General features: G+C 51.3%; 21 protein-coding genes. 10 read left to right on the top strand and 11 right to left on the bottom strand.

All coding sequences use genetic code 11. The features are described from left to right. Nucleotides 1-8: 8 nt before the first annotated feature. The 3 genes from NMC31_RS08685 to NMC31_RS08675 are packed head-to-tail and all read right to left on the bottom strand — an operon-like array spanning nt 9 to nt 2,987. A complete protein-coding gene (locus NMC31_RS08685) occupies nt 9-836 on the bottom strand; it encodes a carbohydrate ABC transporter permease (RefSeq protein ID WP_015964576.1) in 828 nt (275 codons plus the stop codon). Further along, a complete protein-coding gene (locus tag NMC31_RS08680; RefSeq protein ID WP_253897640.1) occupies nt 837-1,703 on the bottom strand; it encodes a carbohydrate ABC transporter permease in 867 nt (288 codons plus the stop codon). 9 nt (nt 1,704-1,712) lie between these two features. Beyond that, a complete protein-coding gene (locus tag NMC31_RS08675) occupies nt 1,713-2,987 on the bottom strand; it encodes an ABC transporter substrate-binding protein (protein ID WP_253897752.1) in 1,275 nt (424 codons plus the stop codon). A gap of 219 nt (nt 2,988-3,206) precedes the next feature. Between NMC31_RS08675 and NMC31_RS08670 the strand changes: the two genes are divergently transcribed. From NMC31_RS08670 to hslJ, 4 genes are all read left to right on the top strand, one after another. Next, nucleotides 3,207-4,262 (top strand): LacI family DNA-binding transcriptional regulator, encoded by a 1,056-nt coding sequence (locus NMC31_RS08670; protein WP_253897639.1) that lies wholly within the window; start codon nt 3,207-3,209, stop codon nt 4,260-4,262. Between the two features lie 26 nt (nt 4,263-4,288). Continuing rightward, a complete protein-coding gene (locus NMC31_RS08665) occupies nt 4,289-5,677 on the top strand; it encodes a phosphohexomutase domain-containing protein (protein ID WP_253897638.1) in 1,389 nt (462 codons plus the stop codon). Beyond that, nucleotides 5,674-6,744 (top strand): ABC transporter ATP-binding protein, encoded by a 1,071-nt coding sequence (locus tag NMC31_RS08660; protein WP_149464639.1) that lies wholly within the window; start codon nt 5,674-5,676, stop codon nt 6,742-6,744. The genes NMC31_RS08665 and NMC31_RS08660 overlap by 4 nt, the downstream gene beginning before the upstream one ends. 144 nt (nt 6,745-6,888) lie before the next feature. After that, nucleotides 6,889-7,329, top strand: coding sequence for a heat shock protein HslJ (gene hslJ / locus NMC31_RS08655; RefSeq protein WP_253897637.1), 441 nt, complete (start codon nt 6,889-6,891; stop codon nt 7,327-7,329). Between the two features lie 5 nt (nt 7,330-7,334). Here hslJ and NMC31_RS08650 read toward each other — a convergent pair whose 3' ends face one another. After that, the gene (locus tag NMC31_RS08650; RefSeq protein ID WP_015964583.1) at nt 7,335-7,601 is read right to left on the bottom strand and encodes a putative hemolysin; all 267 of its coding nucleotides are present in this window, start codon (nt 7,599-7,601) and stop codon (nt 7,335-7,337) included. A 326-nt stretch (nt 7,602-7,927) separates the two neighbouring features. On the opposite strand from NMC31_RS08650, the gene nifJ reads away from it, so the two are divergent. The 3 genes from nifJ to NMC31_RS08635 all read left to right on the top strand — a co-directional run bounded on the left by nifJ (nt 7,928) and on the right by NMC31_RS08635 (nt 13,254). Then, nucleotides 7,928-11,455, top strand: coding sequence for a pyruvate:ferredoxin (flavodoxin) oxidoreductase (nifJ, locus tag NMC31_RS08645; protein ID WP_253897636.1), 3,528 nt, complete (start codon nt 7,928-7,930; stop codon nt 11,453-11,455). 341 nt (nt 11,456-11,796) lie between these two features. After that, nucleotides 11,797-12,963: a porin OmpC gene (gene ompC, locus NMC31_RS08640; RefSeq protein ID WP_253897635.1), complete on the top strand. Its 1,167-nt coding sequence runs from the start codon at nt 11,797-11,799 to the stop codon at nt 12,961-12,963. Between the two features lie 120 nt (nt 12,964-13,083). After that, the gene (locus NMC31_RS08635) at nt 13,084-13,254 is read left to right on the top strand and encodes a hypothetical protein (protein ID WP_253897634.1); all 171 of its coding nucleotides are present in this window, start codon (nt 13,084-13,086) and stop codon (nt 13,252-13,254) included. 49 nt (nt 13,255-13,303) lie between these two features. Here NMC31_RS08635 and NMC31_RS08630 read toward each other — a convergent pair whose 3' ends face one another. The 4 genes from NMC31_RS08630 to NMC31_RS08615 all read right to left on the bottom strand — a co-directional run bounded on the left by NMC31_RS08630 (nt 13,304) and on the right by NMC31_RS08615 (nt 15,528). Further along, nucleotides 13,304-13,588 (bottom strand): heavy-metal-associated domain-containing protein, encoded by a 285-nt coding sequence (locus NMC31_RS08630; RefSeq protein ID WP_253897633.1) that lies wholly within the window; start codon nt 13,586-13,588, stop codon nt 13,304-13,306. Then, a complete protein-coding gene (locus tag NMC31_RS08625; protein WP_253897632.1) occupies nt 13,588-13,944 on the bottom strand; it encodes a hypothetical protein in 357 nt (118 codons plus the stop codon). The genes NMC31_RS08630 and NMC31_RS08625 overlap by 1 nt, the downstream gene beginning before the upstream one ends. Continuing rightward, nucleotides 13,922-15,067 (bottom strand): transglutaminase-like domain-containing protein, encoded by a 1,146-nt coding sequence (locus NMC31_RS08620; protein ID WP_253897631.1) that lies wholly within the window; start codon nt 15,065-15,067, stop codon nt 13,922-13,924. The genes NMC31_RS08625 and NMC31_RS08620 overlap by 23 nt, the downstream gene beginning before the upstream one ends. Nucleotides 15,068-15,249: 182 nt before the next feature. Continuing rightward, nucleotides 15,250-15,528 (bottom strand): YdgH/BhsA/McbA family protein, encoded by a 279-nt coding sequence (locus NMC31_RS08615; protein ID WP_015964590.1) that lies wholly within the window; start codon nt 15,526-15,528, stop codon nt 15,250-15,252. A 398-nt stretch (nt 15,529-15,926) separates the two neighbouring features. Between NMC31_RS08615 and NMC31_RS08610 the strand changes: the two genes are divergently transcribed. Together NMC31_RS08610 and ttcA are read left to right on the top strand one after the other, a co-directional pair. After that, on the top strand, nt 15,927-16,343 hold the full coding sequence (locus NMC31_RS08610) for a DUF1398 family protein (RefSeq protein ID WP_253897630.1): 417 nt from the start codon (nt 15,927-15,929) through the stop codon (nt 16,341-16,343). A gap of 237 nt (nt 16,344-16,580) precedes the next feature. Continuing rightward, complete coding sequence (ttcA, locus tag NMC31_RS08600; protein ID WP_149464631.1) at nt 16,581-17,516, top strand: tRNA 2-thiocytidine(32) synthetase TtcA; 936 nt, start codon at nt 16,581-16,583, stop codon at nt 17,514-17,516. A 45-nt stretch (nt 17,517-17,561) separates the two neighbouring features. On the opposite strand, the gene dbpA is transcribed toward ttcA, so the two are convergent. The 3 genes from dbpA to zntB form a co-directional block, all read right to left on the bottom strand. Further along, the gene (dbpA, locus tag NMC31_RS08595; protein WP_253897629.1) at nt 17,562-18,935 is read right to left on the bottom strand and encodes an ATP-dependent RNA helicase DbpA; all 1,374 of its coding nucleotides are present in this window, start codon (nt 18,933-18,935) and stop codon (nt 17,562-17,564) included. A 28-nt stretch (nt 18,936-18,963) separates the two neighbouring features. Next, the gene (ynaL, locus tag NMC31_RS08590) at nt 18,964-19,155 is read right to left on the bottom strand and encodes a proline-rich small protein YnaL (protein ID WP_149464655.1); all 192 of its coding nucleotides are present in this window, start codon (nt 19,153-19,155) and stop codon (nt 18,964-18,966) included. Between the two features lie 278 nt (nt 19,156-19,433). Continuing rightward, a complete protein-coding gene (gene zntB / locus NMC31_RS08585; RefSeq protein WP_149464629.1) occupies nt 19,434-20,417 on the bottom strand; it encodes a zinc transporter ZntB in 984 nt (327 codons plus the stop codon). Nucleotides 20,418-20,850: 433 nt separating this feature from the next. Between zntB and NMC31_RS08580 the strand changes: the two genes are divergently transcribed. Next, nucleotides 20,851-22,986 (top strand): bifunctional diguanylate cyclase/phosphodiesterase, encoded by a 2,136-nt coding sequence (locus tag NMC31_RS08580; RefSeq protein WP_149464654.1) that lies wholly within the window; start codon nt 20,851-20,853, stop codon nt 22,984-22,986. Nucleotides 22,987-23,022: the final 36 nt, after the last annotated feature.

The raw sequence follows: 23,022 nt of genomic DNA, 5'->3' as shown, positions 1-23,022 counted from the left end.
AGCGCACCTTATTTGAGTGACAACGACATCCCTTCAAGGAAGTATTTGCGGAACACAATAAACAGAATGACGATAGGCAACATTTGCACCACTGAACCCGCAAGCACCGGCCCGAGGTAAACGCCATACGATTTACTGAAGGTCGCCAGCAGCACGGAGAACGGCATTTTGTCCACCTCGCGCATCACAATAAGCGGCCACAGGAAGTTGTCCCACGAACTGGAAAAGGTGAACAACGCGACAATCGCCAGAATGGATTTATTCAATGGCATCATGACATGACGCAGGATGCCCCACAGGCTGGCGTGATCGAGACGTGCCGCGTAGAGATAATCGTTTGGCGTACCCTTAAAGCTTTGCGACACCATAAAAATCCCCCACGCGCTCATGGCATAAGGCAGAATCATCGCGCTATAGCTGTTGATAAGCCCCAGTTCCCGCATCAGTACAAACTGCGGAATAATGAACATGAATACCGGGAAGACCATTTGCACAATCAACAGGTTACGAAATGCATTTTTGCCACGAAACTCCGTTTTTGCCACCGCATACCCCACCAGCATGGAAGTGATTGTCACGCAGGCGGTAATGGTGATGGAGACAAACAGCGAGTTGCACAATGTCCGTAAAAACGGTTTATCAGCGCGATTGCTGTTATCAAACAAAAAGGTGTAGTTCTCCAGCGTCAAATGACCGGAGAACAACCCGGTGGTATAGATTTCCGCCGTCGGTTTCAGTGACGAGATGACCATCCAGATAAACGGATAGAGCCAGGTTAACGCCAGCAGAAACATCAGCGCGTGTATTACAAGACTCAAGGGAGTGAGCTTTTTCATTCACACAATCTCGATATTTTTTTCGTACAGTTTGCGGAAGATCCAGATCGCCAGGAAGCTGCATGCCGCCACAATAATCGACATGGTTGCCGCCCAGGTGGGTTTCATTTTCTGGAACGCCACTTCATACATCACCACCATCGGGCTGGTGGTGCTGTTCAGCGGGCCGCCGCCGGTAATCAGGTACGGTTCGGTGAAGATGGCAAAAGCCACGGTCATTGCCAGCACCACCACCATCACGATTTGCGCGTTCATCATCGGTAAGGTGATTGCCCAACTTTGTTTAAATTTCCCGGTTTTGTCTAATAACGCCGCACTGTAAATATCCTTCGGAATAGCCAGCATGCCGGAATAAAGTATGAGCCCATAATAACCCACAAATTTCCACGTAACGATTAGCGCAATGGATAACATCGCACAGTCCGGGTTGGTAAACCAGGGAACTGAAACGCCCAACCATTCACGTAAAAATTGATTCACCGGCCCGTACTCGCTAAACAATTTAGAAAAAACGATGGAGTAAGCCACACCCGACGAAATATTGGCCAAAAGAAAACTGAGGGCAATAAACGATTTACCGTACTTAATTTTCTTAAGGCCCGCCGCAAATAACATTGATGAAATAAATACAATCGGCAAATACCACATTATAAAACGGCACACGTTCCACATGGATTGCCAAAAGAGTTTATCCTGCATTACGCCAATTAAGTTCTGCAGGCCGGTGAATTTCGGTGTGCCAATAAACTGCCATTGGGTCACGCTAAGTACTGCCAACCAGGCCAAAGGATAAAACCAGAATACAAGTGAATATCCGACCCAGGTGGAGGCCAAAAGGCCTCCGGTGCGGGAATCATATCCAGCCATTATTTCCCCTTATTTCGCCAGTAGGGTGTTAATTTCCTGGGATGATTGCTCAAGCGCTTTAACGGGATCGGTATTTTTGAAAATCACTTCTTCCAGCATTTGCGTCATGCTGCGCTGAATTTCCGTGGTTTGCGTGGTAGCGACCGGTGGCAGCGCAACATCAACATACGACGCTATCTCTTTTTCCAGCGGATTTTTATCAAAGTAGCTGACAAAGGTTGGGTTGCTGAGCAGGTCGGCACGCGCTGGCGGCATCCCGGTCAGCTCAAGCCAGGTACGGTCATGTTCGGCATTGCTGAACACCCATTGCATAAATGCCCAGGCTTCAGCTTTGTGCTTACTGGAATTGAAGATAACCATTCCTTTACTGTCGCCAAAGGTGTACGGATGCGCGGAACCTTTTTCCGTCAGCATAGGGCCAATCTGAATGGATTTCAGCACTTCCGGATACTGCTTACGATAACGGGCAAGATCCCAAGGGCCACGCGCGGAAGCCAGCACCTGCCCGCTTGCCAGCGGATCGTCTGCAGAGGTGAAGTCGTAGCTACTCCATTTGCTGTTGAAGACTTTTCCCATAAACGTCAGTACAGACAACCCCGAAGGGTCGTTAAACTGCGCTTTATTATCAATAATATAGGATTGTCCATTGCTCTGCGCATAGTACAGCGGGATGAGATCGAACCAGCGCTCCCACCAGTTTTTCCCGGCGGTGAGCTGGATGGTGTAGCCGTTGTTATCCTGCGCGCGTTTTTCCGCCAGTTGGTAGAGTTCATCGTAGCGCGTAGGCACATGGTCAAAACCGTATTGCTTGAGCAAATCACCGCGCCACCACCAAACGATGGGGTTAACATAAATCGGCAACACGGTCTGTTTGCCGTTTAGTTTCCACGCAGGAATAATATTTGTCATTTGACGATTTTTAATCAGCTCATCGTAACCCGGCATTTTCGACAGGTCTTCAGTTTGGCCAATTTCATCGAGCTGGCTCGCGAAACCGATAAAGATATTGCTGGATAAATCAGGTTCCGTTCCGGATGCCAGCGCATTCATTATGGCTTCTTCGGAACTATTTGCCGCAGGAATAGTGGTGAATTCGACGGGGGTATGTGACGGATCTTTATTCCACTCTTTTACCATCGTATTCCAGAAAGCTTCTTCATTCTCATTCGGCGCCACCCACATTTTAATTGGCGTTTTCGCCGTTTCATCCGCCGGTTTTTCATCTGGGCCACAACCAGACAGTGAAAGCATCAGTAATGCTGATGCCGTTAATTTAGCAATCATTGCGGTCTTCACTTTATCTCTCCTCTTCCATAGAAAGGACAATTAAATCATTGAAAGCTGCTTTTGAATGGAGCGTAAATTAGCACCCTGCTTTTTTGTTTAACGTTAAACACATCACAAAACTATTTTTGTTTAACGTTAAACTCAGCGCCAGTTGAATTTAAAAAACACAAAAACATTCACCAAGAGAATATATAAATAAAAAATATAGATTATCAGATGAAAATAAATCCACGTGATAAAAATAATACACCACGCATTACCATCAAATCATTGGCAATGGTATTAGGCGTCTCGCACACCACGGTTTCTAATGCATGGAATAATCCGGAAAAATTGTCGCCTGAATTACGCGAACACATTTTACGTTATGCCAATGAAATTGGTTTTCAGGGTCCGGACAAACTGGCACGCGCACTGCGTACCGGGAAAGCCAACACCATTGGCGTCATTTTTAATGACTCAATGAGCTATGTGTTTATCGATCCCCATGACATCGCGCTGATGCGTGGCATCGCTTCGCGCTGCGAGGCACAGGACGTCAATCTGGCGTTAATTCCTCTGCGTAAATCGCAGCAAACCGGAACCGCCTCGCTCACCGCACTGGTTGATGGCTACATCCTCAATGCCACCCACAACAGCGCAGATGTCATCCAGCAGATCCTGGTTCGCGGCCAACGCGTGGTCACGCTAGATTTCCAGTTTCCGGGTTACAGCAGCGTGTCTATCGACAACGCGGGGGCGATGCACGACGTCGCCCACTATCTGTTGGGCAAAGGACATCGTCGCTTTGGCATTATCGCCTTCGCATCACAGGCAAATGCCCTCGGAATGCGCTCCCTCAGGGAGCCCATCACGGGCGATAACACCCTGATGCTGACCCGCGTTAACGCCTGCCGCGACGCTTTTCTGGCCAATGACGTGAATGTTGATCGCTGCTGGCTATATGAAACTCGCCACGATGAAGATCACGGGGAAACCGCTGCACAGGCGCTCCTCACCGCTCACCCTGACATTACCGCTCTGATATGCCTTTCTGACCGCTTTGCCGTCGGCGCCCTTCGTTATTGCCATCGCGCCGGGCTGGCAGTGCCTCAACAAGTCGCCGTTACCGGGTTCGATAATCTGGCGGTCGACGTTGATGGCGTAGGGCTAACCACCATTGCGCAAAACGCAGAGCGCAAAGGGGAAATCGCTGTGGAATTACTTTTAAACACCGGGCCCGTTACCCATTATGAACTGCCAAGGCAGCTCGTCATCCGGGAATCGGCCTGAGAATTCAGTAAACCGAAGAGTAGATTATGGACGAACTAACTTGTTTTAAAGCCTATGACATTCGTGGCGAAGTGGGCGTCAATCTGACCCCGGAAATCGCTTTTCGCATTGGCCGCGCCTGGGCGGCGTGGCTGCATCCGCGCCGGGTCGTGGTCGGTGCCGATATCCGCCTGAGTTCTGAAACATTGAAAAACGCCCTGATCGATGGGCTGACCGCCAGTGGCGTCGATGTAATAGATATTGGCCTGAGCGGCACAGCAGAGATCTACTTCGCCACTCGCGAACTGCGCGCGGACGGCGGTATTCAGGTCACCGCCAGCCACAATCCAGCCAACTACAACGGTATGAAGCTGGTGCGCGAAGAAGCGCGGCCGGTCAGTAATGATAATGGATTGCTGGAAGTGAAAGCGTTGGCCGAAAAGAATCAGTTCCCCCCCACCGTCCATCGCGGCCAGGTAATTCACTACGATAATCGTCCGGCATGGGTCGCCTGCCTGCTGCGATTTATGCATCATGCGCCGATTCGCCCGTTACGCATTGTGGTGAATGCCGGGCATGGTACCGCTGGCCCGGCGCTGGATGCGCTGGACGCCGGGTTGAAATCACGGGGGATTAACGTCGAGTTTATCCGCATACATCACCAGCCGGATGGTACCTTCCCGGCGGGCATCCCTAACCCGATGCTGGCCGAAAATCGTCAGGCCACCCGTCAGGCGGTCATTGATCATCACGCCGATTTTGGCGTTGCCTGGGACGGCGATTTTGACCGCTGCTTCTTCTTCGACGAGCGCGGCGAATTTGTCGAAAGTTACTATCTCGTGGGCTTGTTCGCCGGGCATTTTCTCCGGCAGGTATCAGGAGAAACCATCCTCCTGGACCCGCGACTGACCTGGAACACGCTGGAGAGGGTCGCCCAGTCTGGCGGGAAACCGATAATCTGCAAAACCGGTCATGCGTTTATCAAAGCCCGGATGCGTGAGGAAGACGCGGTATACGGCGGCGAAATGAGCGGTCATCACTATTTCCGTGATTTTGGCTACTGCGACAGCGGCATGATCCCGCTAGTGCTGATGCTGCAAATTATCGGCCAGGATACGTGCACCCTATCCTCTTTAGTGACGCTGGCGCAGGCGCGTTTTCCGGTATCTGGCGAATTGAACATGACCGTTGCCGATCCCGCGCATGTGATGGCCTGCGTGGCGCAGCACTATCAGCATGAAAAAGCACAGCGCGACGACTGCGACGGACTGAGTCTCGATTTTACCGACTGGCGCTTTAATCTGCGCGCCTCCAACACCGAACCGCTGTTACGGTTGAATGTGGAAACCCGCGCCAGTGTTGCCCTGCTGGCGGATAAAACTGATGAACTCCTCACCCTGATTGCCGCGCATCGAAATGACAAGGAGACGCTATGACCGCGCTGAGCCTGAAAAATATTCACAAGGTTTATGATAAAAGCACCATTATTGAAAATCTGTCGCTGGAGATCGCGTCCGGGGAATTCATCGTGCTGGTGGGGCCGTCAGGATGCGGGAAATCAACCCTGCTGCGCATTATCGCCGGGCTGGAGTCGCCCGATGGCGGCACACTTAAAATGGGCGATCGCGATGTTACGGACGTCGCCGCTGGCAAGCGCAATCTGTCGATGGTATTCCAGTCATACGCACTTTACCCACATATGACGGTGAAAGAAAACCTGTCTTTTGGTTTGCGCAATCTGCGCACGCCGGCCGATGAAATCGATAAACGCATCACCCATGCGGCGACAATGCTTAAGCTTGATGAAATGCTCGAACGTTTACCGCAAAATTTGTCAGGCGGTCAGCGCCAGCGAGTGGCAATTGGCCGCTCCATTGTCCAGCAGCCTGAGCTCTTTCTGTTTGACGAACCGCTCTCCAACCTGGATGCCGCACTGCGTGTCGAGATGCGCCAGGAGATTCAGCAACTGCATAATACCCTGCAAAATACCATGATCTATGTAACGCACGATCAGGTTGAAGCAATGACCCTCGCAGACCGAATTGTGGTGTTATATAAGGGGAAAATTGAGCAGGTTGGTACGCCCCTGGAGCTCTACAATCATCCGGCAAACCTGTTTGTCGCGGAGTTTATCGGCACGCCTAAAATCAATATTCTGCCGGCCGTCTGGCGCGAAGGGGCATTGCATATAGCAGACACGATCACCTTCCCCCTTTCTCAGCCGCTAACAGGGGTTAGCGAAGGTGATAAAGTGTTTGTCGCGATTCGTCCGGAACACATCCAGTATCAGCAGGCGGGCGATTTCTCATTGACGGCACAAACGCGGCTTTGTGAACTTCAGGGGGATTCCACGCTGGTGTGGATGGACCTTAACGGACATTCACTTTGTCTGAAATCGTTCCAGCAGTTGAGCTTCACTCCGGGCACAACCCTCACGCTCAGCGTGCAGGAATCACACCTCCATCTTTTTGATGCGCTTGGGAAAAGAGTCGCCGACCGCTAAACTTTTTGTCTGCGGGCATAAGGTGATACGAATGCCCGCATAAGACTTTCACGAAGCACTTTCAGATAATCCCCACAGACTCTGTTGGTTGTAAAGTTACACTCCAGAAACATTGATTGGGTGAATAATCTCTCGGGGATACTAATGAACAGAAAGGTCTACCTGGTAGCAGCCGTTGCACTGCTGGCGGGATGTGTCTACAACAGCAAAGTCTCGACGGGCGCGGAACAACTTCAGCACCATCGCTTTGTACTGGAAAGCGTGGATGGCAAAGCGTTAACGAACAGTAAAACGCCACTGGAACTCAGCTTCGGCCAGCAAACGGGGATCATTCATCAGTTGCACGTTTCGGGCAATATGTGTAACCAGTTCAATGGTACGGGCCGTGTGTCTGACGGTGAGCTGAAAGTTAAAGAACTGGCGATGACGCGCAAGCTCTGCACCGACCCGCAGCTTAACGAACTGGATAAAACAATCAGCACTATGCTTTCACAAGGCGCACAGGTTGATTTGACCGAGTCGCAATTGACCCTGGCCACGGCGCAGCATACGCTGATTTATAAAAAGTCTGACCTGGTAAATTAACCGGGTTAGTAATTCCCACAGCTTCCGACGGCGAGGGATTGCTCGCTGCAACGTTTACCGTTAGGTAACGCACACATGCCGATACTGGAACCGTCGAGCTGTCTGGCTACAGAAAGTGAGCCGCCAATCATGGCGCAGTTAGCTTGCCCGGAATTGGACATGGCTGCTCTCATTCCTGGTGAAACGTGTGCGGCGGTAGCCTGCTGAACGGGCTCACTGCTGCACGCCGACAATAATAAGGCAGCACACCCCACGAAAAACGCTGCTCGCATGTGTCTCTCTCCGTAGCAAAATAATTAGCAAACCTATGCATCATAGGCATCAGAAGCCGGTCCGTCGAGAGAGGGAACGCGCATTTATGCGCTCCAGAAACATTTTCTGTCAATTTTTATGACCAGAATCATCTGATGCGGGTCACTACTCTGCATCAAGGACACAAAAGCAAAAATGATTAAGCCTGACGTTTGCTAGACTTTATAAGAAATCATCCCCAGTAACGTCGCGGATTTTTGCTGGCTTTACGACGTACAGAATGATGTTAATCAGGTTCGCGGATTTTTTCCCCGAGCGTCTTTTTGCGCAATGTAAGGTGTTCTCAATGATCACAGTTGATGGTAATGGCGCAGTAGCAAGCGTCGCGTTTCGCACCAGCGAAGTTATCGCGATTTACCCCATTACACCCAGTTCCACGATGGCTGAACAGGCTGACGCCTGGGCAGGCAACGGCCTGAAAAACGTGTGGGGCGATACGCCTCGCGTGGTCGAAATGCAGTCTGAAGCCGGGGCCATCGGCGCCGTGCACGGCGCATTGCAGACCGGCGCCCTCTCCACCTCTTTCACGTCATCGCAGGGATTACTGCTGATGATCCCAACTCTGTACAAACTGGCCGGTCAGTTAACGCCGTTTGTGCTGCACGTCGCCGCGCGTACTGTGGCCACACACGCGCTTTCAATTTTTGGCGATCACTCTGACGTGATGGCCGTCCGACAGACCGGTTGTGCCATGCTGTGCGCCGGTAGCGTACAGGAAGCGCAGGATTTTGCGCTGATTTCCCATGTCGCTACGCTGAAGAGCCGCATTCCATTTATTCATTTCTTCGATGGTTTTCGGACGTCGCATGAAATTAACAAGATTGTGCCGCTGGCTGATGACACCCTTCGTGCGTTGATGCCAGAGGAAGAGATTGCCGCGCACCGCGCCCGGGCGCTGAACCCGGAACATCCGGTTATCCGTGGCACCTCTGCCAATCCGGACACCTATTTCCAGTCTCGTGAAGCCACTAATCCGTGGTACAACGCTGTTTACGCGCATGTCGAGCAAACCATGCGCGACTTCGCTGATGCCACCGGTCGCGAATACAAACCGTTTGAATACTACGGCCATCCCCAGGCGGAACGTGTCATCGTCATTATGGGTTCCGCCATCGGCACCTGCGAAGAAGTTGTCGATGAACTGCTGACGCGCGGTGAGAAAGTGGGCGTACTCAAAGTACGACTGTATCGTCCTTTCTCAGCGCAACATCTGCTACAGGCGCTGCCGGAAAGCGCGCGTAGCGTGGCGGTGCTCGATCGTACAAAAGAACCCGGTGCACAGGCCGAACCGCTTTACCTCGACGTGATGACCGCACTGGCGGAAGCCTTTAATCAGGGCGAGCGCGAAACGCTGCCGCGCGTTATCGGTGGCCGCTACGGTCTCTCCTCGAAAGAGTTCGGGCCGGAATGTGTGCTCGCCATTTTCAGCGAACTCTCGCAGGCAAAACCAAAACCGCGCTTCACAGTCGGGATTTATGACGACGTCACTAACCTGTCGCTGCCGCTGCCGGAAAACAGCCTGCCGTCACGCGCGAAACTGGAAGCCCTCTTCTACGGGCTCGGCAGTGATGGCAGCGTATCTGCGACGAAAAATAATATTAAGATTATCGGTAACTCGACACCGTGGTTTGCGCAGGGTTATTTCGTTTATGACTCGAAAAAAGCCGGCGGTCTGACCGTGTCGCATTTGCGCGTTAGCGAGGAGCCAATTCGCTCAGCTTACCTGGTGGCTCAGGCCGATTTCGTCGGCTGCCACCAGCTACAGTTTATTGATAAGTATCAGATGGCGGAACGCCTCAAGCCTGGCGGTATTTTCCTGCTCAATACACCGTATCACGCGGATGAAGTATGGGCGCGCCTGCCGCAGGAAGTGCAGGCGGTGCTGAATCAGAAAAAAGCACGTTTCTATGTGATTAACGCCGCGAAAATCGCCCGTGAATGCGGTCTGGCAGCGCGTATTAACACGGTGATGCAGATGGCGTTCTTCCATCTGACACAAATCCTGCCTGGCGATAGCGCGCTAATGGAATTGCAGGGTGCGATTGCCAAAAGCTACAGCAGCAAAGGTCAGGATCTGGTTGAGCGTAACTGGCAGGCGTTGGCGCTGGCCCGCGAGTTGCTTTTTGAAGTACCGCTAGAGCCTGTGGTTGCCAGCAGCCCGAACCGCCCACCGGTCGTTTCCGACGCCGCGCCTGATTTTGTGAAAACCGTCACCGCCGCGATGCTGGCGGGCCTGGGCGATGCCCTGCCCGTCTCTGCGCTGCCGCCGGATGGTACCTGGCCTGTAGGCACCACCAAATGGGAAAAACGCAACATTGCCGAAGAGATCCCCATCTGGAAAGAGGAACTCTGTACCCAGTGCAACCACTGCGTGGCCGCCTGCCCTCACTCGGCTATTCGTGCCAAAGTCGTCTCTCCGGAAGCGATGGAAAACGCGCCATCCTCACTGCATTCGCTGGATGTGAAATCCCGCGATATGCGCGGTCAGAAATATGTTCTGCAGGTCGCGCCGGAAGATTGCACTGGCTGTAATTTGTGCGTCGAAGTTTGCCCGGCCAAAGACCGACAGAACCCGGAAATCAAAGCCATCAATATGATGTCGCGGCTGGAGCATGTGGAAGAAGAGAAAGTGAACTATGACTTCTTCCTTGACCTGCCAGAAATCGACCGCAGCAAACTGGAACGTATCGACATCCGAACTTCGCAGTTGATCACCCCGCTGTTCGAATACTCTGGTGCCTGTTCCGGCTGCGGTGAGACGCCGTACATCAAGTTACTGACCCAGCTTTACGGTGACCGTATGCTGATTGCCAACGCCACCGGGTGTTCTTCAATCTATGGCGGGAACCTGCCCTCTACGCCGTACACCACCGATATTAATGGTCGCGGCCCGGCATGGGCGAACTCACTTTTTGAAGATAACGCCGAATTCGGCCTTGGTTTCCGCCTGACGGTCGACCAGCATCGCCAGCGCGTGATGCGTCTGCTGGACGTCTTTGCAGAGCACATTCCGGCAGAACTGCATGAGGCGCTGCACGCCGATGCCACGCCGGAAGTTCGCCGGGAACAGGTCGCTCAGCTTCGCGCGGCACTGGCAAATGTTGACGGCGCGCAAGAGCTGCTGACGGACGCCGATGCGCTGGTCGAGAAATCGGTCTGGCTGATTGGCGGCGACGGTTGGGCCTATGATATTGGCTTTGGCGGTCTGGATCACGTGATGAGCTTGACCGAGAACGTCAACATTCTGGTGCTGGACACTCAGTGTTACTCCAACACCGGTGGTCAGGCCTCGAAAGCCACCCCGCTCGGCGCAGTCACGAAATTTGGCGAGCACGGGAAGCGCAAAGCGCGTAAAGACCTTGGCGTAAGCATGATGATGTACGGGCATGTCTACGTGGCGCAAATTTCGCTGGGCGCGCAGCTTAACCAGACGGTGAAAGCAATACAGGAAGCGGAGTCGTATCCGGGGCCGTCGTTGATTATTGCCTATAGCCCGTGTGAAGAGCACGGTTACGACCTGGCTCTGAGCCACGATCAGATGCGTCAGCTGACTGCATCCGGTTTCTGGCCGCTGTTCCGTTTCGACCCGCGTCGTGCCGATGAAGGCAAAATTCCGCTGATGCTGGACTCTCGCCCGCCGTCAGCGGCGCTGGATGAAACGCTGATGAACGAGCAGCGCTTCCGCCGTCTTAATACGCAGCAGCCGGAAGTGGCAGAACAGCTCTGGAAGGATGCGGCAGACGATCTGCAAAAACGTTATGACTTCCTGGCGATGCTGGCGGGTAAAGCAGAAAAACCGGCCGCCGGAGAATAAGTTTTTGCTCAATCAGTAAAAAAAAGCCCGAATAGTTATTCGGGCTTAAATTTTATAAAGACGAAAATAAAAACGGCACACGTCAATAAAACAGTGTGTGACAATAAAGGCATATAACGGCGGCATCTTACTGCGAAAATCCCGCTTTGTATAATTTATATTTTGTATATATCCACTGAATATATTCACCAAAACTATCACTGTTTCACAGGAATTATATTCTTGAGAATTTGCTTATTCCGTAACAATTGTTTTTTACCATCTCCTCTTTGACTCAATTAGCATGCGTGAGTTCCCCAACGGGAATCGAGTGTATAAAAACAAACTAAAGGAATAATTAAATGAAAAGAAAAGTACTGGCCCTTGTCATCCCTGCACTGCTTTGCGCAGGCGCCGCTCACGCAGCAGAAATTTATAACAAAGATGGCAACAAATTAGATCTCTACGGCAAAGTGGATGGTCTGCATTATTTCTCTGATGACACTAACAGCGATGGTGACATGAGCTATGTGCGTCTGGGTTTTAAAGGTGAAACACAGATTAACGACATGCTGATTGGCTACGGTCAGTGGGAATACAACGTTCAGGCGAACAATACCGAATCCAGTAGCGATCAGTCCTGGACACGTCTGGCGTTCGCGGGCCTTAAATTTGGGGAATACGGCTCCTTCGATTATGGCCGTAACTACGGTGTCCTGTACGACATTGAAGGCTGGACCGATATGCTGCCGGAATTCGGTGGTGACTCCTACACCAAAGCGGATAACTTTATGACAGGCCGTGCTAACGGCGTGGCAACCTATCGCAACAGCGACTTCTTTGGTCTGGTAGATGGCCTGAACTTTGCCCTGCAATATCAGGGCAATAACGAAGGCAGTAATTGTGATGAAAATGGATGCAGCCAGGAAGGTACGGGCAACAGCAATGGTCGCAACATCCGTAACGAGAACGGCGACGGCTGGGGTCTCGCATCAACCTATGACATCGGTATGGGCTTCACCGTTGGCGCCGCCTACGCCTCCTCTGACCGTACTAATGACCAGGTTAACGCGGGTATCCCGGCAAACAGTGCTTATGCAGGCGGCGATAAAGCCGACGCATGGACCGTAGGTATGAAGTACGATGCCAATAATATTTATCTGGCGACAATGTATTCTGAAACCCGCAACATGACGCCGTACGGCAGCTCCAGCAGCGACAATGGCGGCGGTATTGCAGACAAAACGCAGAACTTCGAAGTGACCGCACAGTACCAGTTCGACTTCGGCCTGCGCCCGGCCATTTCCTTCCTGATGTCTAAAGGGAAAGACCTGCAAACCACCAATGGTGTGGGTGATAAAGACCTGGTCAAATATGCGGATGTGGGTATGACCTACTTCTTCAACAAAAACATGTCCACCTACGTTGATTATAAAATCAACCTGCTGGACGAAGACGACGCATTCTACAACAACAACGGTATTTCTACCGATGACGTTGTCGGTGTCGGCCTGGTATATCAATTCTAATGGTATTCGCCCGCTGGCAACGGCGGGCATTTTATAAACCCGGAACACTTCAAACCATCCCATCCGTTTTTCTTCATCTTTTTGTGGGTTATATTTTTATCACACCACAGGAGGTGCACAATGAAAAACATTGAATCATATCTTCAGATTATGAAATTGCTCTGGCAGCGGGAGCCAAAAATTAAAAATTCCTTTTTAGTCTATTATTTAACCCCAGAACAACGTTATGAACGTTTAAAAGAGCTCATGGCGCCGATGAGCGGAAATAGAATACATTCAGGAAATAAATAAAATGAGCGCAATCGTGGCGAGCCCGTTTTTCCGACTCGCCATTCAGGTCTTATTGTACTTCAGAGACGTTGTTTATTTCGCCTTTAAAACCGGTCTTCGCAATTGCCGCGAGCAGTCGCTGATTATCAAAGTTGTCAGGAACAGTCACCAGCGCCTGACGCGTCTTCAATGACGCTTTGGCTTTAATCACGCCATCGGTGCTACGCAACGCCTGATTAATAGAAATCACGCACAGCGAGCAGTTCATTTCACCGACATCAATGGTCACCAGTTTGTCTCCCGCCCAGCTCAGGGGCGCGGCCAGCAGCAGCGCGATACACAGTCGCTTTTTCATTATTCCATCATCTCCCAAATCCACGGCAGCACGTACGGATACGTAAGCAGAGCCAGCACCAGCGGAACCGACAACCAGTACAGCCACACCAGTACCCGACGGCTCACCACGTTCACGCAGATGGGCTTCGGCGACAGATATAAACGCCAGAAACCACGTGCCATCAGGCCGAGCGACAGCAATAACATCGGGATCTGTAACCAGGTTGCGCCGGGAATACCGATAAGCCCAGCCGCAGAGATACCAAATACCAGATACAACAGCGGCCCGATGCAGCACAGCGTCGACGCTCCGGCGGCGATAACCGCCGCCAGAAGCGTAACCAGCCCGCCCTTAATGCTGTTCGACGCTGACATAGTCATAGCTGAAAAGTGCAGGATCGTAGAAGTTGAGCGGGTCGCCGTCTACTTCCGCATACGGGTAGCCAAGGTTGTTAATGTCACCCTGTTCAGACGCCGGGAACAGCGCGAAATCGCGTGCGTGGTTAAAGCCGACCCAGTTCATCTCCCAGTTGCCGAAGAGATAGTCGTTAACCGCTTTCACCGCCGGGTCACCGTTTTCTTTTTTCTCGGTGAGGCGCATTTTTGTCACATCCGCCGGGTCCGCAGGCACCCAACCAAAACCGGCCAGCCAGAACATTGCACGACAGTGCTGCCCCCCGCTCACTTTCGCTACGCCCTGAGCATCCGCGCTGCCAAAGGCTTTTTTGGAATAGTTATCGAGCTTGATGGTCGAGCCCAGACGAATACCAAACATCTCGCGCGCCGGAATACCGACAGCACGGCACAGCGCGACAAAAACGGAGTTGATATCGGTGCATTTTCCGCCGAGTTTATTGGTCTTCAGAATCTCACCCACGTCACCGGTACCGCAGCCAATCACCGCATCGTCACGATGCATATGGGTGCTGACCCAGTCATGAATCAGGCGAGCCTGTTTAATCGGGGCTTTTTCCTTTCCGATGATCTTAAGCGCCGTCTCTTTCACCAGACCATCAACCGGAATATGGGCCGTCGCCTGCAGGAACGGTTTAATTTCATCCGGAATCACGGCATCGCTTTCAGGCAACTGCCAGTCCGCCAGTTTATTTTCTTTAAGTACTTCCCAGTCGCGCGTTTCAATGGTCATTTCGACTTTAATATCCAACGCGCCTTTCGAATCAGGCCAGGTTACAAACAACGTTTTCGCGCCATAGCGGTTGTTGGCATTGAGCGTTGCTTTCTGATAGTTACCACTGAAGGAGAGATCGAGTAACTGTTGGAAGGCGGTATCTTCTGGCACCGGGATCCACAAATTCACCCGCCCTTCAGACCCTTTCGGCGCTTTCAGGCTATAGGTTTGCGTCATCACGAAGCGACGGGTTTTGCCTGAGGAGACAACGGCAGGTTGAGCAACCTGTTTACTTTCAGAGAAGACCGGGCTGACAAGACCCAGCGTGGAGAGTGCGGCTGCGCTTTTTAGAAAATTACGCCGTTCCATTACAATTCCTTCAGTCACGAGTAAAAGCTCGAACTTAACCCCGCACCTGCGGAGGTCGGCGTTATTATGCGGCGACACAGCCCACTCGACAACATCCACTTTCATGCATCTCGCATTAACCGCCTTAAAATACAAAAAAGACCCGCCGAAGCGAGCCTTATCAATGTTGAATGTTTAAGCTTTTACTTAAAGACTTCTGCAACAGCTTCAAAGTTTGGGCCATGCTCACGCGCCGCAATAATCACGTAATATTTGCCGCCTTTTTTATCGGCCAACTCGGACAGTTTTTTGTGCAGATCGGACGGCGAAGAAACCTGTCCATTAGTAGCCCCTACTGAAACGTTACCGATGTATTCCAGTTTAAAGTGATGGGCTTCATCCTTAGAAATCAGGTCTGCTGCAGAAGTACTAAATGCCACCATAGATAACGCAGCCATTGTCCCTAACAATACTTTTTTCATCGCATACTCTCCTGTTAACGTTTTGTCTTAGTCTGTAACAGTATAAGCCATTTTTGAGATATTCAATGAAAAGAAGAAACATTTAATCGGTATAATCAAAATGCGTCAAACATTTACCTGCAAGGATAACCCTATACATTTACCCACATAACAGGCTGCTCACTTTCTGTAAGGTAAAAGCCAAAATGCCTGAGTATCAATAATGTCGCGATTATTCGCTCCATGCTTTGCGCCCCAAACCAGGACAGCAATACTCAGTAACAATTGAAACACTGTTCCTTTTTATCCAGCCATATAAAATAACCCGCAGTGACTATTAGAATATGAATAACACTAACCTTTGAGCATTAGCATATCAATTATAATCATTAGAACTAAACACAATGTATGAGGGAAAAATGGAATTACATGATGAATTTAATGGATTTTTCGAAAGAGTCAGACATAACCTGGACTTTATTTCTCTGACATCGGATTTACGCCGTAACAACATCTCTCATTACATCTATTTTGTTGCAACGGGGAATATTAAACTTATTACCTGTACTGATTCGTATATCTCGCTAAAAAATCATCGCCGCCTGGTGAAGGTAAGTAGTTGTTCCTGCGGCGAATTAACCCGTGAAGCAGCCAGACGGATTTTCTCAGGGGAATCTACCTATGAGCAATTCTATAATGAACTGGCATATGCAGGCGTGTTCAAATGGGTTGTGGACCTGCACAGCCTGACCCGTAGCTATTGGTCAAAAGACAATCACCTGTTACATAGCGAGAACATTTTATCGCCCGTCCCTCAGCGTCATGCTGTCGCATAATACGGATTAACTCTCTCCTCAAAGCCATCTTTTTAAGCCCGGGCCTGGTTCGCAGGTTGATTCACAGTCTCATTAGCTGTCGTCGTCGGGCAACGCCACTGCAAAACATGCTGGCATTCGTCGCCGTAATCCGTACCATACACGCCACACTGTCGTAAGCTAACCCAGGCTAGCCTATGCTTAGCGGACGTTTCCGCGTATGCATCGCGCCCCTTTCGATTTTTGAGTAATCATTAAATGCAACAGAATCAAGATATCAGTAAGAAAGAGCAATACAACCTCAACAAATTGCAAAAGCGCCTGCGTCGTAACGTCGGTGAAGCCATTGCTGACTTCAACATGATTGAAGATGGCGACCGTATTATGGTTTGCCTCTCTGGCGGTAAAGACAGCTATACCATGCTGGAAATTCTGCGCAATCTGCAACAAAGCGCGCCGATTAGCTTCAGCCTGGTGGCAGTCAACCTCGACCAAAAACAGCCAGGATTTCCTGAGCACATCCTGCCAGAGTATCTGGAAAAATTGGGCGTCGAGTACAAGATTGTGGAAGAGAATACCTACGGTATCGTTAAAGAGAAGATCCCGGAAGGCAAAACCACCTGCTCGCTCTGCTCACGTCTGCGTCGCGGGATCCTTTACCGTACGGCGACTGAACTGGGTGCGACCAAAATCGCCCTCGGCCATCACCGTGACGATATTTTACAGACCCTGTTCCTGAACATGTTCTACGGCGGAAAAATGAAAGGGATGCCGCCGAAACTGATGAGCGACGATGGCAAACATATTGTTATTCGCCCGCTGGCCTACTGCCGCGAGAAAGACATTGAGCGTTTCTCTGAAGCCAAAGCCTTCCCGATAATCCCTTGTAACCTGTGCGGCTCGCAGCCAAACCTGCAGCGCCAGGTTATCGGCGACATGCTGCGCGACTGGGATAAGCGTTATCCGGGCCGTATCGAGACCATGTTCAGCGCCATGCAAAACGTGGTGCCGTCGCATCTGTGCGACACCGAACTGTTCGATTTCAAAGGAATTACGCACGGTTCTGAAGTGGTTAACGGCGGCGATCTGGCGTTTGACCGCGAAGAGATGCCGTTACAACCGGCGGGTTGGCAGCCTGAAGAAGACGATGCTCAGCTTGATGAGTTACGTCTGAATGTGGTTGAAGTGAAATAAACGCAAAGCGCCTGGTCACAGCCATTGCTGGCCAGGCGCATAAAATTACTTCAGCAGTCTGACGCGACACGCCTTCCCTTTAATCTTCCCTTTCTGCAACTGCTTCCATGCCTGATGAGCAACTTTCTCACGCACGGCAACATAAACATGCGCCGGATGCACATCAATCTTGCCGATATCCGCGCCCACTAAGCCCATATCGCCGGTTAATGCGCCCAGCACATCTCCCGCGCGCATTTTTGCCTTTTTGCCGCCGTCGATGCACAGGGTCGCCATTTCCGGCATCAGCGGCGCAATGCGACTCTGAGACGGTTCTGGCATCCAGTTCAGTTTCAGTTGCAGCATTTCAGACAGAATATTTGCGCGCTGCGCTTCTTCAGGGGCGCAGAAGCTAATCGCCAGGCCACTGTTCCCCGCACGCGCCGTACGACCAATACGGTGTACGTGCACTTCAGGATCCCATGCCAGCTCGTAGTTCACCACCAGCGCCAGGGATTTAATATCCAGACCACGTGCAGCGACATCGGTTGCTACCAGAACGCGTGCGCTGCCGTTAGCAAAACGCACCAGCGTTTGGTCACGGTCGCGCTGCTCAAGGTCGCCATGCAGCGCCAGCGTGCTTTGACCTACGGCATTGAGCTCTTCAAATACCGCCTGACAATCTTTTTTGGTATTACAGAACACAACGCATGATGCAGGCTGATGTTGAGTAAGCAGTTTTTGTAGCAGGGCAATTTTACCCTGACGGGGAACATCGAAAAATTGCTGTTCGATTGCGGGCAGCGCATCCACGCTGTCGATTTCAATGGTGACGGGGTCACGCTGAACGCGGCCACTGATGGCAGCGATAGCCTCCGGCCAGGTGGCGGAAAACAGCAGCGTCTGGCGGCTGACTGGCGCGAATCGAATCACTTCATCAATGGCGTCGCTGAAGCCCATATCCAGCATGCGGTCAGCTTCATCCATTACCAGCGTTTGCAGATTCTCCAGTGAAACCGTGCCCTTTTGCAGGTGATCCAGTAAACGGCCCGGCGTGGCGACAATAATGTGCGGCGCGTGCTGGAGGGAATCGCGCTGCGCGCCAAACGGCTGACCGCCGCACAGGGTCAGCACTTTAATATTCGGCAGGTAGCGCGCCAGACGACGGATCTCACTGGCCACCTGATCGGCTAACTCGCGCGTTGGGCACAGTACCAGCGACTGCGTCTGGAAACGCCCGGCGTCGATATGTTGCAACAGACCCAACCCGAATGCCGCCGTCTTCCCACTCCCGGTTTTCGCCTGTACGCGGACATCTTTCCCGGCAAGCACCGCAGGCAGCGCGGCTTCCTGAACAGGTGTCATGGAGAGATAGCCCAGATCATTAAGGTTGTCGATCTGGGCGGTGGGCAGTGCATTCAGTGTTGAAAAAGCGGTCACAATATTTTCTCGCGGTAAAAAGCTATCGTCAGCAGGCGCGTATCCTCGCAGATCTGCGCGTCTGATGCGACAATTTAATCGGTTCTTCGTCCGGTGGAGGGTCCGGCATGGGCTGCGGACGCGGGATGGGATCTCGCCCCGGAGGCGGCTCTACCGGAATGGGATCGGTCGGAATCGAATGAATGTGAAGGTGGGCGTTGAGTCGTAAAACCTGGTACATCATCTTCCCCTCTGAAAATCAGGTTGGTTCTTTAAGGGTAGATGCCGCAGGCATTCAGGTAAAAAAAAAGCCGACTATTCAAGCCGGCGTCGTACGAATCAATTGTGCTATGCAGTAATTCAAAAAAAGGAAGTAAGACAATATGGAGCGCAACGCCCATCGCTTGACGTTGCATTCACCTGCGAGAGAGATATTGCCCTGATTGGGGGTAGCGTTTATTGACCTCGCTCAATTTAATTGCCGTTTTTATGTTCAATTACTGTTAAAAAGGTTAATTTTTACAGCCATTTACTGCGATGTAACCACCAAGTAACACCACCGACGAGTACCAGTAGCATGATACAAAAGGAGTAGAAGCCTAAGTGCCATTCGCCACCGGGTATTCCGCCAAGGTTGACACCGAATAAACCGGTTAAAAAGGTTGTGGGTAAAAAAACCATCGCCATCAACGACATGGTATAAGTTCGACGAGAGAGGGATTCCTGCATCACCTGCGCAATTTCATCAGTCATGACGGCCGTTCGTGCGATACAGGCATCAATTTCGTCCAGCCCGCGCCCCAGGCGATCGGCGATATCCTGCATACGGCGGCGATGATCGTCCGTCATCCACGGCAGACGTTCGCTTGCCAGTCTGGCGTAAACATCGCGCTGGGGAGCCATGTAGCGACGCATCACAATGAGTTGTTTACGCAGCAGCGCTAAAAAACCGCGCGGAGGAATTTGTTGCTCCAACAGGTTGTCTTCCAGATCGATGATTTTATCGTGCAGTTGTTCGATAAATTCGCTCGCGTGATCGGTCAGTGCATCGCAGACATCCACCAGCCAGCCACCGCAATCTGTCGGCCCGCTACCTTCTTCGAGATCGCTTATCACATCATCCAGCGCCAGCACTTTGCGTTGACGCGTGGAGACGATGAGCCGCTCATCCATATAAAGACGCATCGCCACCAGTTGATCGGGGCGCTCATCGGTGCTGCCGTTGATACAGCGCAGCGTAATCAACGTGCCCTCACCCATCCGACTCACGCGCGGGCGCAGGCTTTCACCGGACAGTGCATCACGCACGGTATTTGGCAGCAGCGGCGTCGACGCCAGCCATTGCGCGCTGTCCGGATTGGTGTAATTAAGATGCAGCCAGCATGGATTTTCTTTGGTGATCACATCGCTCGCTTCAAGCGGCTTTACCCCACCCTTACCATCAAGTATCCACGCGAACACAGCATCCGGTACGTTAAGGTCCGATCCCTTTATGGCTTCCACTTTACCTCCACTGACAACTCACTATTCAGCTAGTCTAGCCATCTGCTCCGTATACGCAATCACTCCGACGTCCATCCCGCTGAAATTGCTCATAAAAGCAGCACATCTGCGCAATAAAGCATTTTAATGTAAAAGCATTATTGCCAATGCTTAAAATATTGCTATACGCAAGAATATATTCTTTCACAATCCAGTTTACTTCACATATTGAATAAAATTTAAAACCACGCAATAAATTAAACAACACTGCGAATGTGGATATTTTAAAATAAATTATCCGCGCCCTTTTAGTTTAACGCGATTCAGCAATACTTATTTCAGTTAAATACCGTCAATCCGTTAAAAAACCGTGATCTATCATGTTATTTCTGTAGCTTATTTCAGATTATTCCTGATAGATTAATTCCAAAATCTAAGAAATGTGGATGACATGATGCTACATGTTTCGTGGGACCCGGTTCTGGTTGGCATTTCATTTTTGGTGGCGTTCATCGCATCTTTCGTTGCCCTTGATAGCGCTGGGAAAATTGCCGCATCTAATAAAAACGCGGCCATGTTCTGGCGCGTATCAGGTGGCGCAACGTTGGGGATTGGCATCTGGTCAATGCATTTCATCGGTATGCTGGCGATGAAAATGCCGATGGAGATGAGCTATCACCTGGAATTAACCCTGATCTCGCTGCTGGCAGCCATTCTTGCAGCCACGCTGGCGATTAACATCGCCGTAGCCGGGCCCACATTATCGCCAAAACGGCTGGCGCTCGCGACTGTGTTACTCAGTAGCGGCGTCGTGACGATGCACTACGTCGGCATGGCAGCACTGATGATGCATGATGGCATTGTCTGGAATATCCCCCGGATTATCATCTCCGTGGTGATTGCGGTTATTGCTTCCTGCGTGGGCCTATGGCTGGCCTTTAGCTTACGTTTGAACAGCAAGCGCGTGCTACTCTGTCGTATCGCCGCAGCAATAGCCATGGGCATCGCCATCGCTGCGATGCACTACACCGGGATGAGCGCGGCCACGTTTTCAAGCCATGCCCATATGATGATCAACCACGCCCATCAGGTTGGTGAAGAAGGGCTTTCGGTCTGGGTTTCTGCCATCACGCTACTGCTATTGGGGACGATGCTGGTCATTTCGATGGTGGATTCGCAAATGCGCACTACCCGCCTGACCGAGAACCTGCAACGACTCAATAAGCAGCTCGAACAGCAGGCACGCTATGACGGGCTGACAGGATTAGCGAATCGTAGCCAGATAGACATGCGGCTTCTTGCCTGTCTGCAACAGGCGCGACTCACCGGCGCTGAGTTTGGCTTAGTGCTGATGGATCTCGACCGCTTCAAGCTGATTAACGATGCCTGGGGGCACCACGTAGGCGACAACCTGCTGGTTTCCGTTGCCAATCGGCTGAGTAGTTTCCTGCCGCCTAAAATGACCCTGGCCCGCATTGGCGGCGACGAGTTTATTCTGCTGGCGCCTCATAGCACCGAATCTGAACTGGCGGAACTGTGTAATCGCATGGTCGAGAGCATTCGCCGGCCTTTTTATCACTCCGGCCAGATCCTGCAAATCTCTCTGAGCGCGGGCATCAGTATGTATCCTGCCGATGGTGATTCTCCGCAGGAACTCAAACTGTGCGCGGACACCGCGATGTACCATGTCAAACGCAATGGGCGCAACGGCTGGGCGGTCTATGGTGATGCGATGCTCGATAACTCATGGCAAGGGGTGCATCTGTTACAGGACCTTACACAGGCGCTGGAGCGTAACCAGTTTGAGCTGTGGTATCAGCCCAAATATCACGTTCAGGAAAATCGCATTTACGGTTTTGAGGCGTTGCTGCGCTGGCGTCATCCCAAAAAAGGGATTTTACTGCCGAGTGTGTTTTTACCCACCTTGCAAAATACCGGTTTAATTCTTCCTGTGGGCAACTGGGCAATCGACCAGGCCTGCAAGCAACTGCGTCAGTGGAGCAAAGAGGGTCATGATGACTGGACGCTTTCCATTAATATTTCGGCTAACCAGTTCGAACAGCAGAATATCTACGAATTACTGTGCAATACGCTTTCACGATATCATCTTTCACCGCTTCGGCTAACCATTGAATTAACCGAAACGACAGCCATGCGCGGTCTCGATCGCAACTTACAGATATTCCATGACTTCAACCGCATTGGTTTGACCGTATCTATCGATAACTTTGGAACCGGCTATTCCAATATGTTGCTGTTACAAAACCTGCCCGCCCGCGAGCTAAAAATAGATCGCAGCTTTATGAAAGATATTCGTGATGACAGTAAAAATGTAAAAATTGTCTCATCGATAATTCATATCGCACATTCAATGAACATGAATGTCGTGGCGGAGGGTATTGAAACGGAGGAACAACAGCGTTTGCTGACCCAACTGGGGTGTGATGCCTTGCAGGGTTCACTCTTCTCTGAGCCGGTACCCCCTCAGGATATTGACGCCACATTAAACCGAATGCCGTTTAATATCACGACCACGAGCAGCGTTGCGCCGCCTGTTCCCATTCGAAGAAATATGATGAAACATGCGTAAAAAGCCCCTGACGCACAGTGGTGTGTCAGGGGATGA

Source organism: Pseudocitrobacter vendiensis (genome assembly GCF_943590815.1).
GTDB lineage: Bacteria > Pseudomonadota > Gammaproteobacteria > Enterobacterales > Enterobacteriaceae > Pseudocitrobacter > Pseudocitrobacter vendiensis.
Note: the sequence above shows the minus strand (reverse complement) of the source record. Positions and strands in the feature narration are given on the sequence as shown.

Bases quoted from the DNA above. Each gene is read 5' to 3' on its own strand.
- NMC31_RS08685 (WP_015964576.1), bottom strand. From the start codon at position 836: ATGAAAAAGCTCACTCCCTTGAGTCTTGTAATACACGCGCTGATGTTT.
- NMC31_RS08680 (WP_253897640.1), bottom strand. From the start codon at position 1,703: ATGGCTGGATATGATTCCCGCACCGGAGGCCTTTTGGCCTCCACCTGG.
- NMC31_RS08675 (WP_253897752.1), bottom strand. From the start codon at position 2,987: ATGATTGCTAAATTAACGGCATCAGCATTACTGATGCTTTCACTGTCT.
- NMC31_RS08670 (WP_253897639.1), top strand. From the start codon at position 3,207: ATGAAAATAAATCCACGTGATAAAAATAATACACCACGCATTACCATC.
- NMC31_RS08665 (WP_253897638.1), top strand. From the start codon at position 4,289: ATGGACGAACTAACTTGTTTTAAAGCCTATGACATTCGTGGCGAAGTG.
- NMC31_RS08660 (WP_149464639.1), top strand. From the start codon at position 5,674: ATGACCGCGCTGAGCCTGAAAAATATTCACAAGGTTTATGATAAAAGC.
- hslJ (WP_253897637.1), top strand. From the start codon at position 6,889: ATGAACAGAAAGGTCTACCTGGTAGCAGCCGTTGCACTGCTGGCGGGA.
- NMC31_RS08650 (WP_015964583.1), bottom strand. From the start codon at position 7,601: ATGCGAGCAGCGTTTTTCGTGGGGTGTGCTGCCTTATTATTGTCGGCG.
- nifJ (WP_253897636.1), top strand. From the start codon at position 7,928: ATGATCACAGTTGATGGTAATGGCGCAGTAGCAAGCGTCGCGTTTCGC.
- ompC (WP_253897635.1), top strand. From the start codon at position 11,797: ATGAAAAGAAAAGTACTGGCCCTTGTCATCCCTGCACTGCTTTGCGCA.
- NMC31_RS08635 (WP_253897634.1), top strand. From the start codon at position 13,084: ATGAAAAACATTGAATCATATCTTCAGATTATGAAATTGCTCTGGCAG.
- NMC31_RS08630 (WP_253897633.1), bottom strand. From the start codon at position 13,588: ATGAAAAAGCGACTGTGTATCGCGCTGCTGCTGGCCGCGCCCCTGAGC.
- NMC31_RS08625 (WP_253897632.1), bottom strand. From the start codon at position 13,944: ATGTCAGCGTCGAACAGCATTAAGGGCGGGCTGGTTACGCTTCTGGCG.
- NMC31_RS08620 (WP_253897631.1), bottom strand. From the start codon at position 15,067: ATGGAACGGCGTAATTTTCTAAAAAGCGCAGCCGCACTCTCCACGCTG.
- NMC31_RS08615 (WP_015964590.1), bottom strand. From the start codon at position 15,528: ATGAAAAAAGTATTGTTAGGGACAATGGCTGCGTTATCTATGGTGGCA.
- NMC31_RS08610 (WP_253897630.1), top strand. From the start codon at position 15,927: ATGGAATTACATGATGAATTTAATGGATTTTTCGAAAGAGTCAGACAT.
- ttcA (WP_149464631.1), top strand. From the start codon at position 16,581: ATGCAACAGAATCAAGATATCAGTAAGAAAGAGCAATACAACCTCAAC.
- ynaL (WP_149464655.1), bottom strand. From the start codon at position 19,155: ATGTACCAGGTTTTACGACTCAACGCCCACCTTCACATTCATTCGATT.
- NMC31_RS08580 (WP_149464654.1), top strand. From the start codon at position 20,851: ATGCTACATGTTTCGTGGGACCCGGTTCTGGTTGGCATTTCATTTTTG.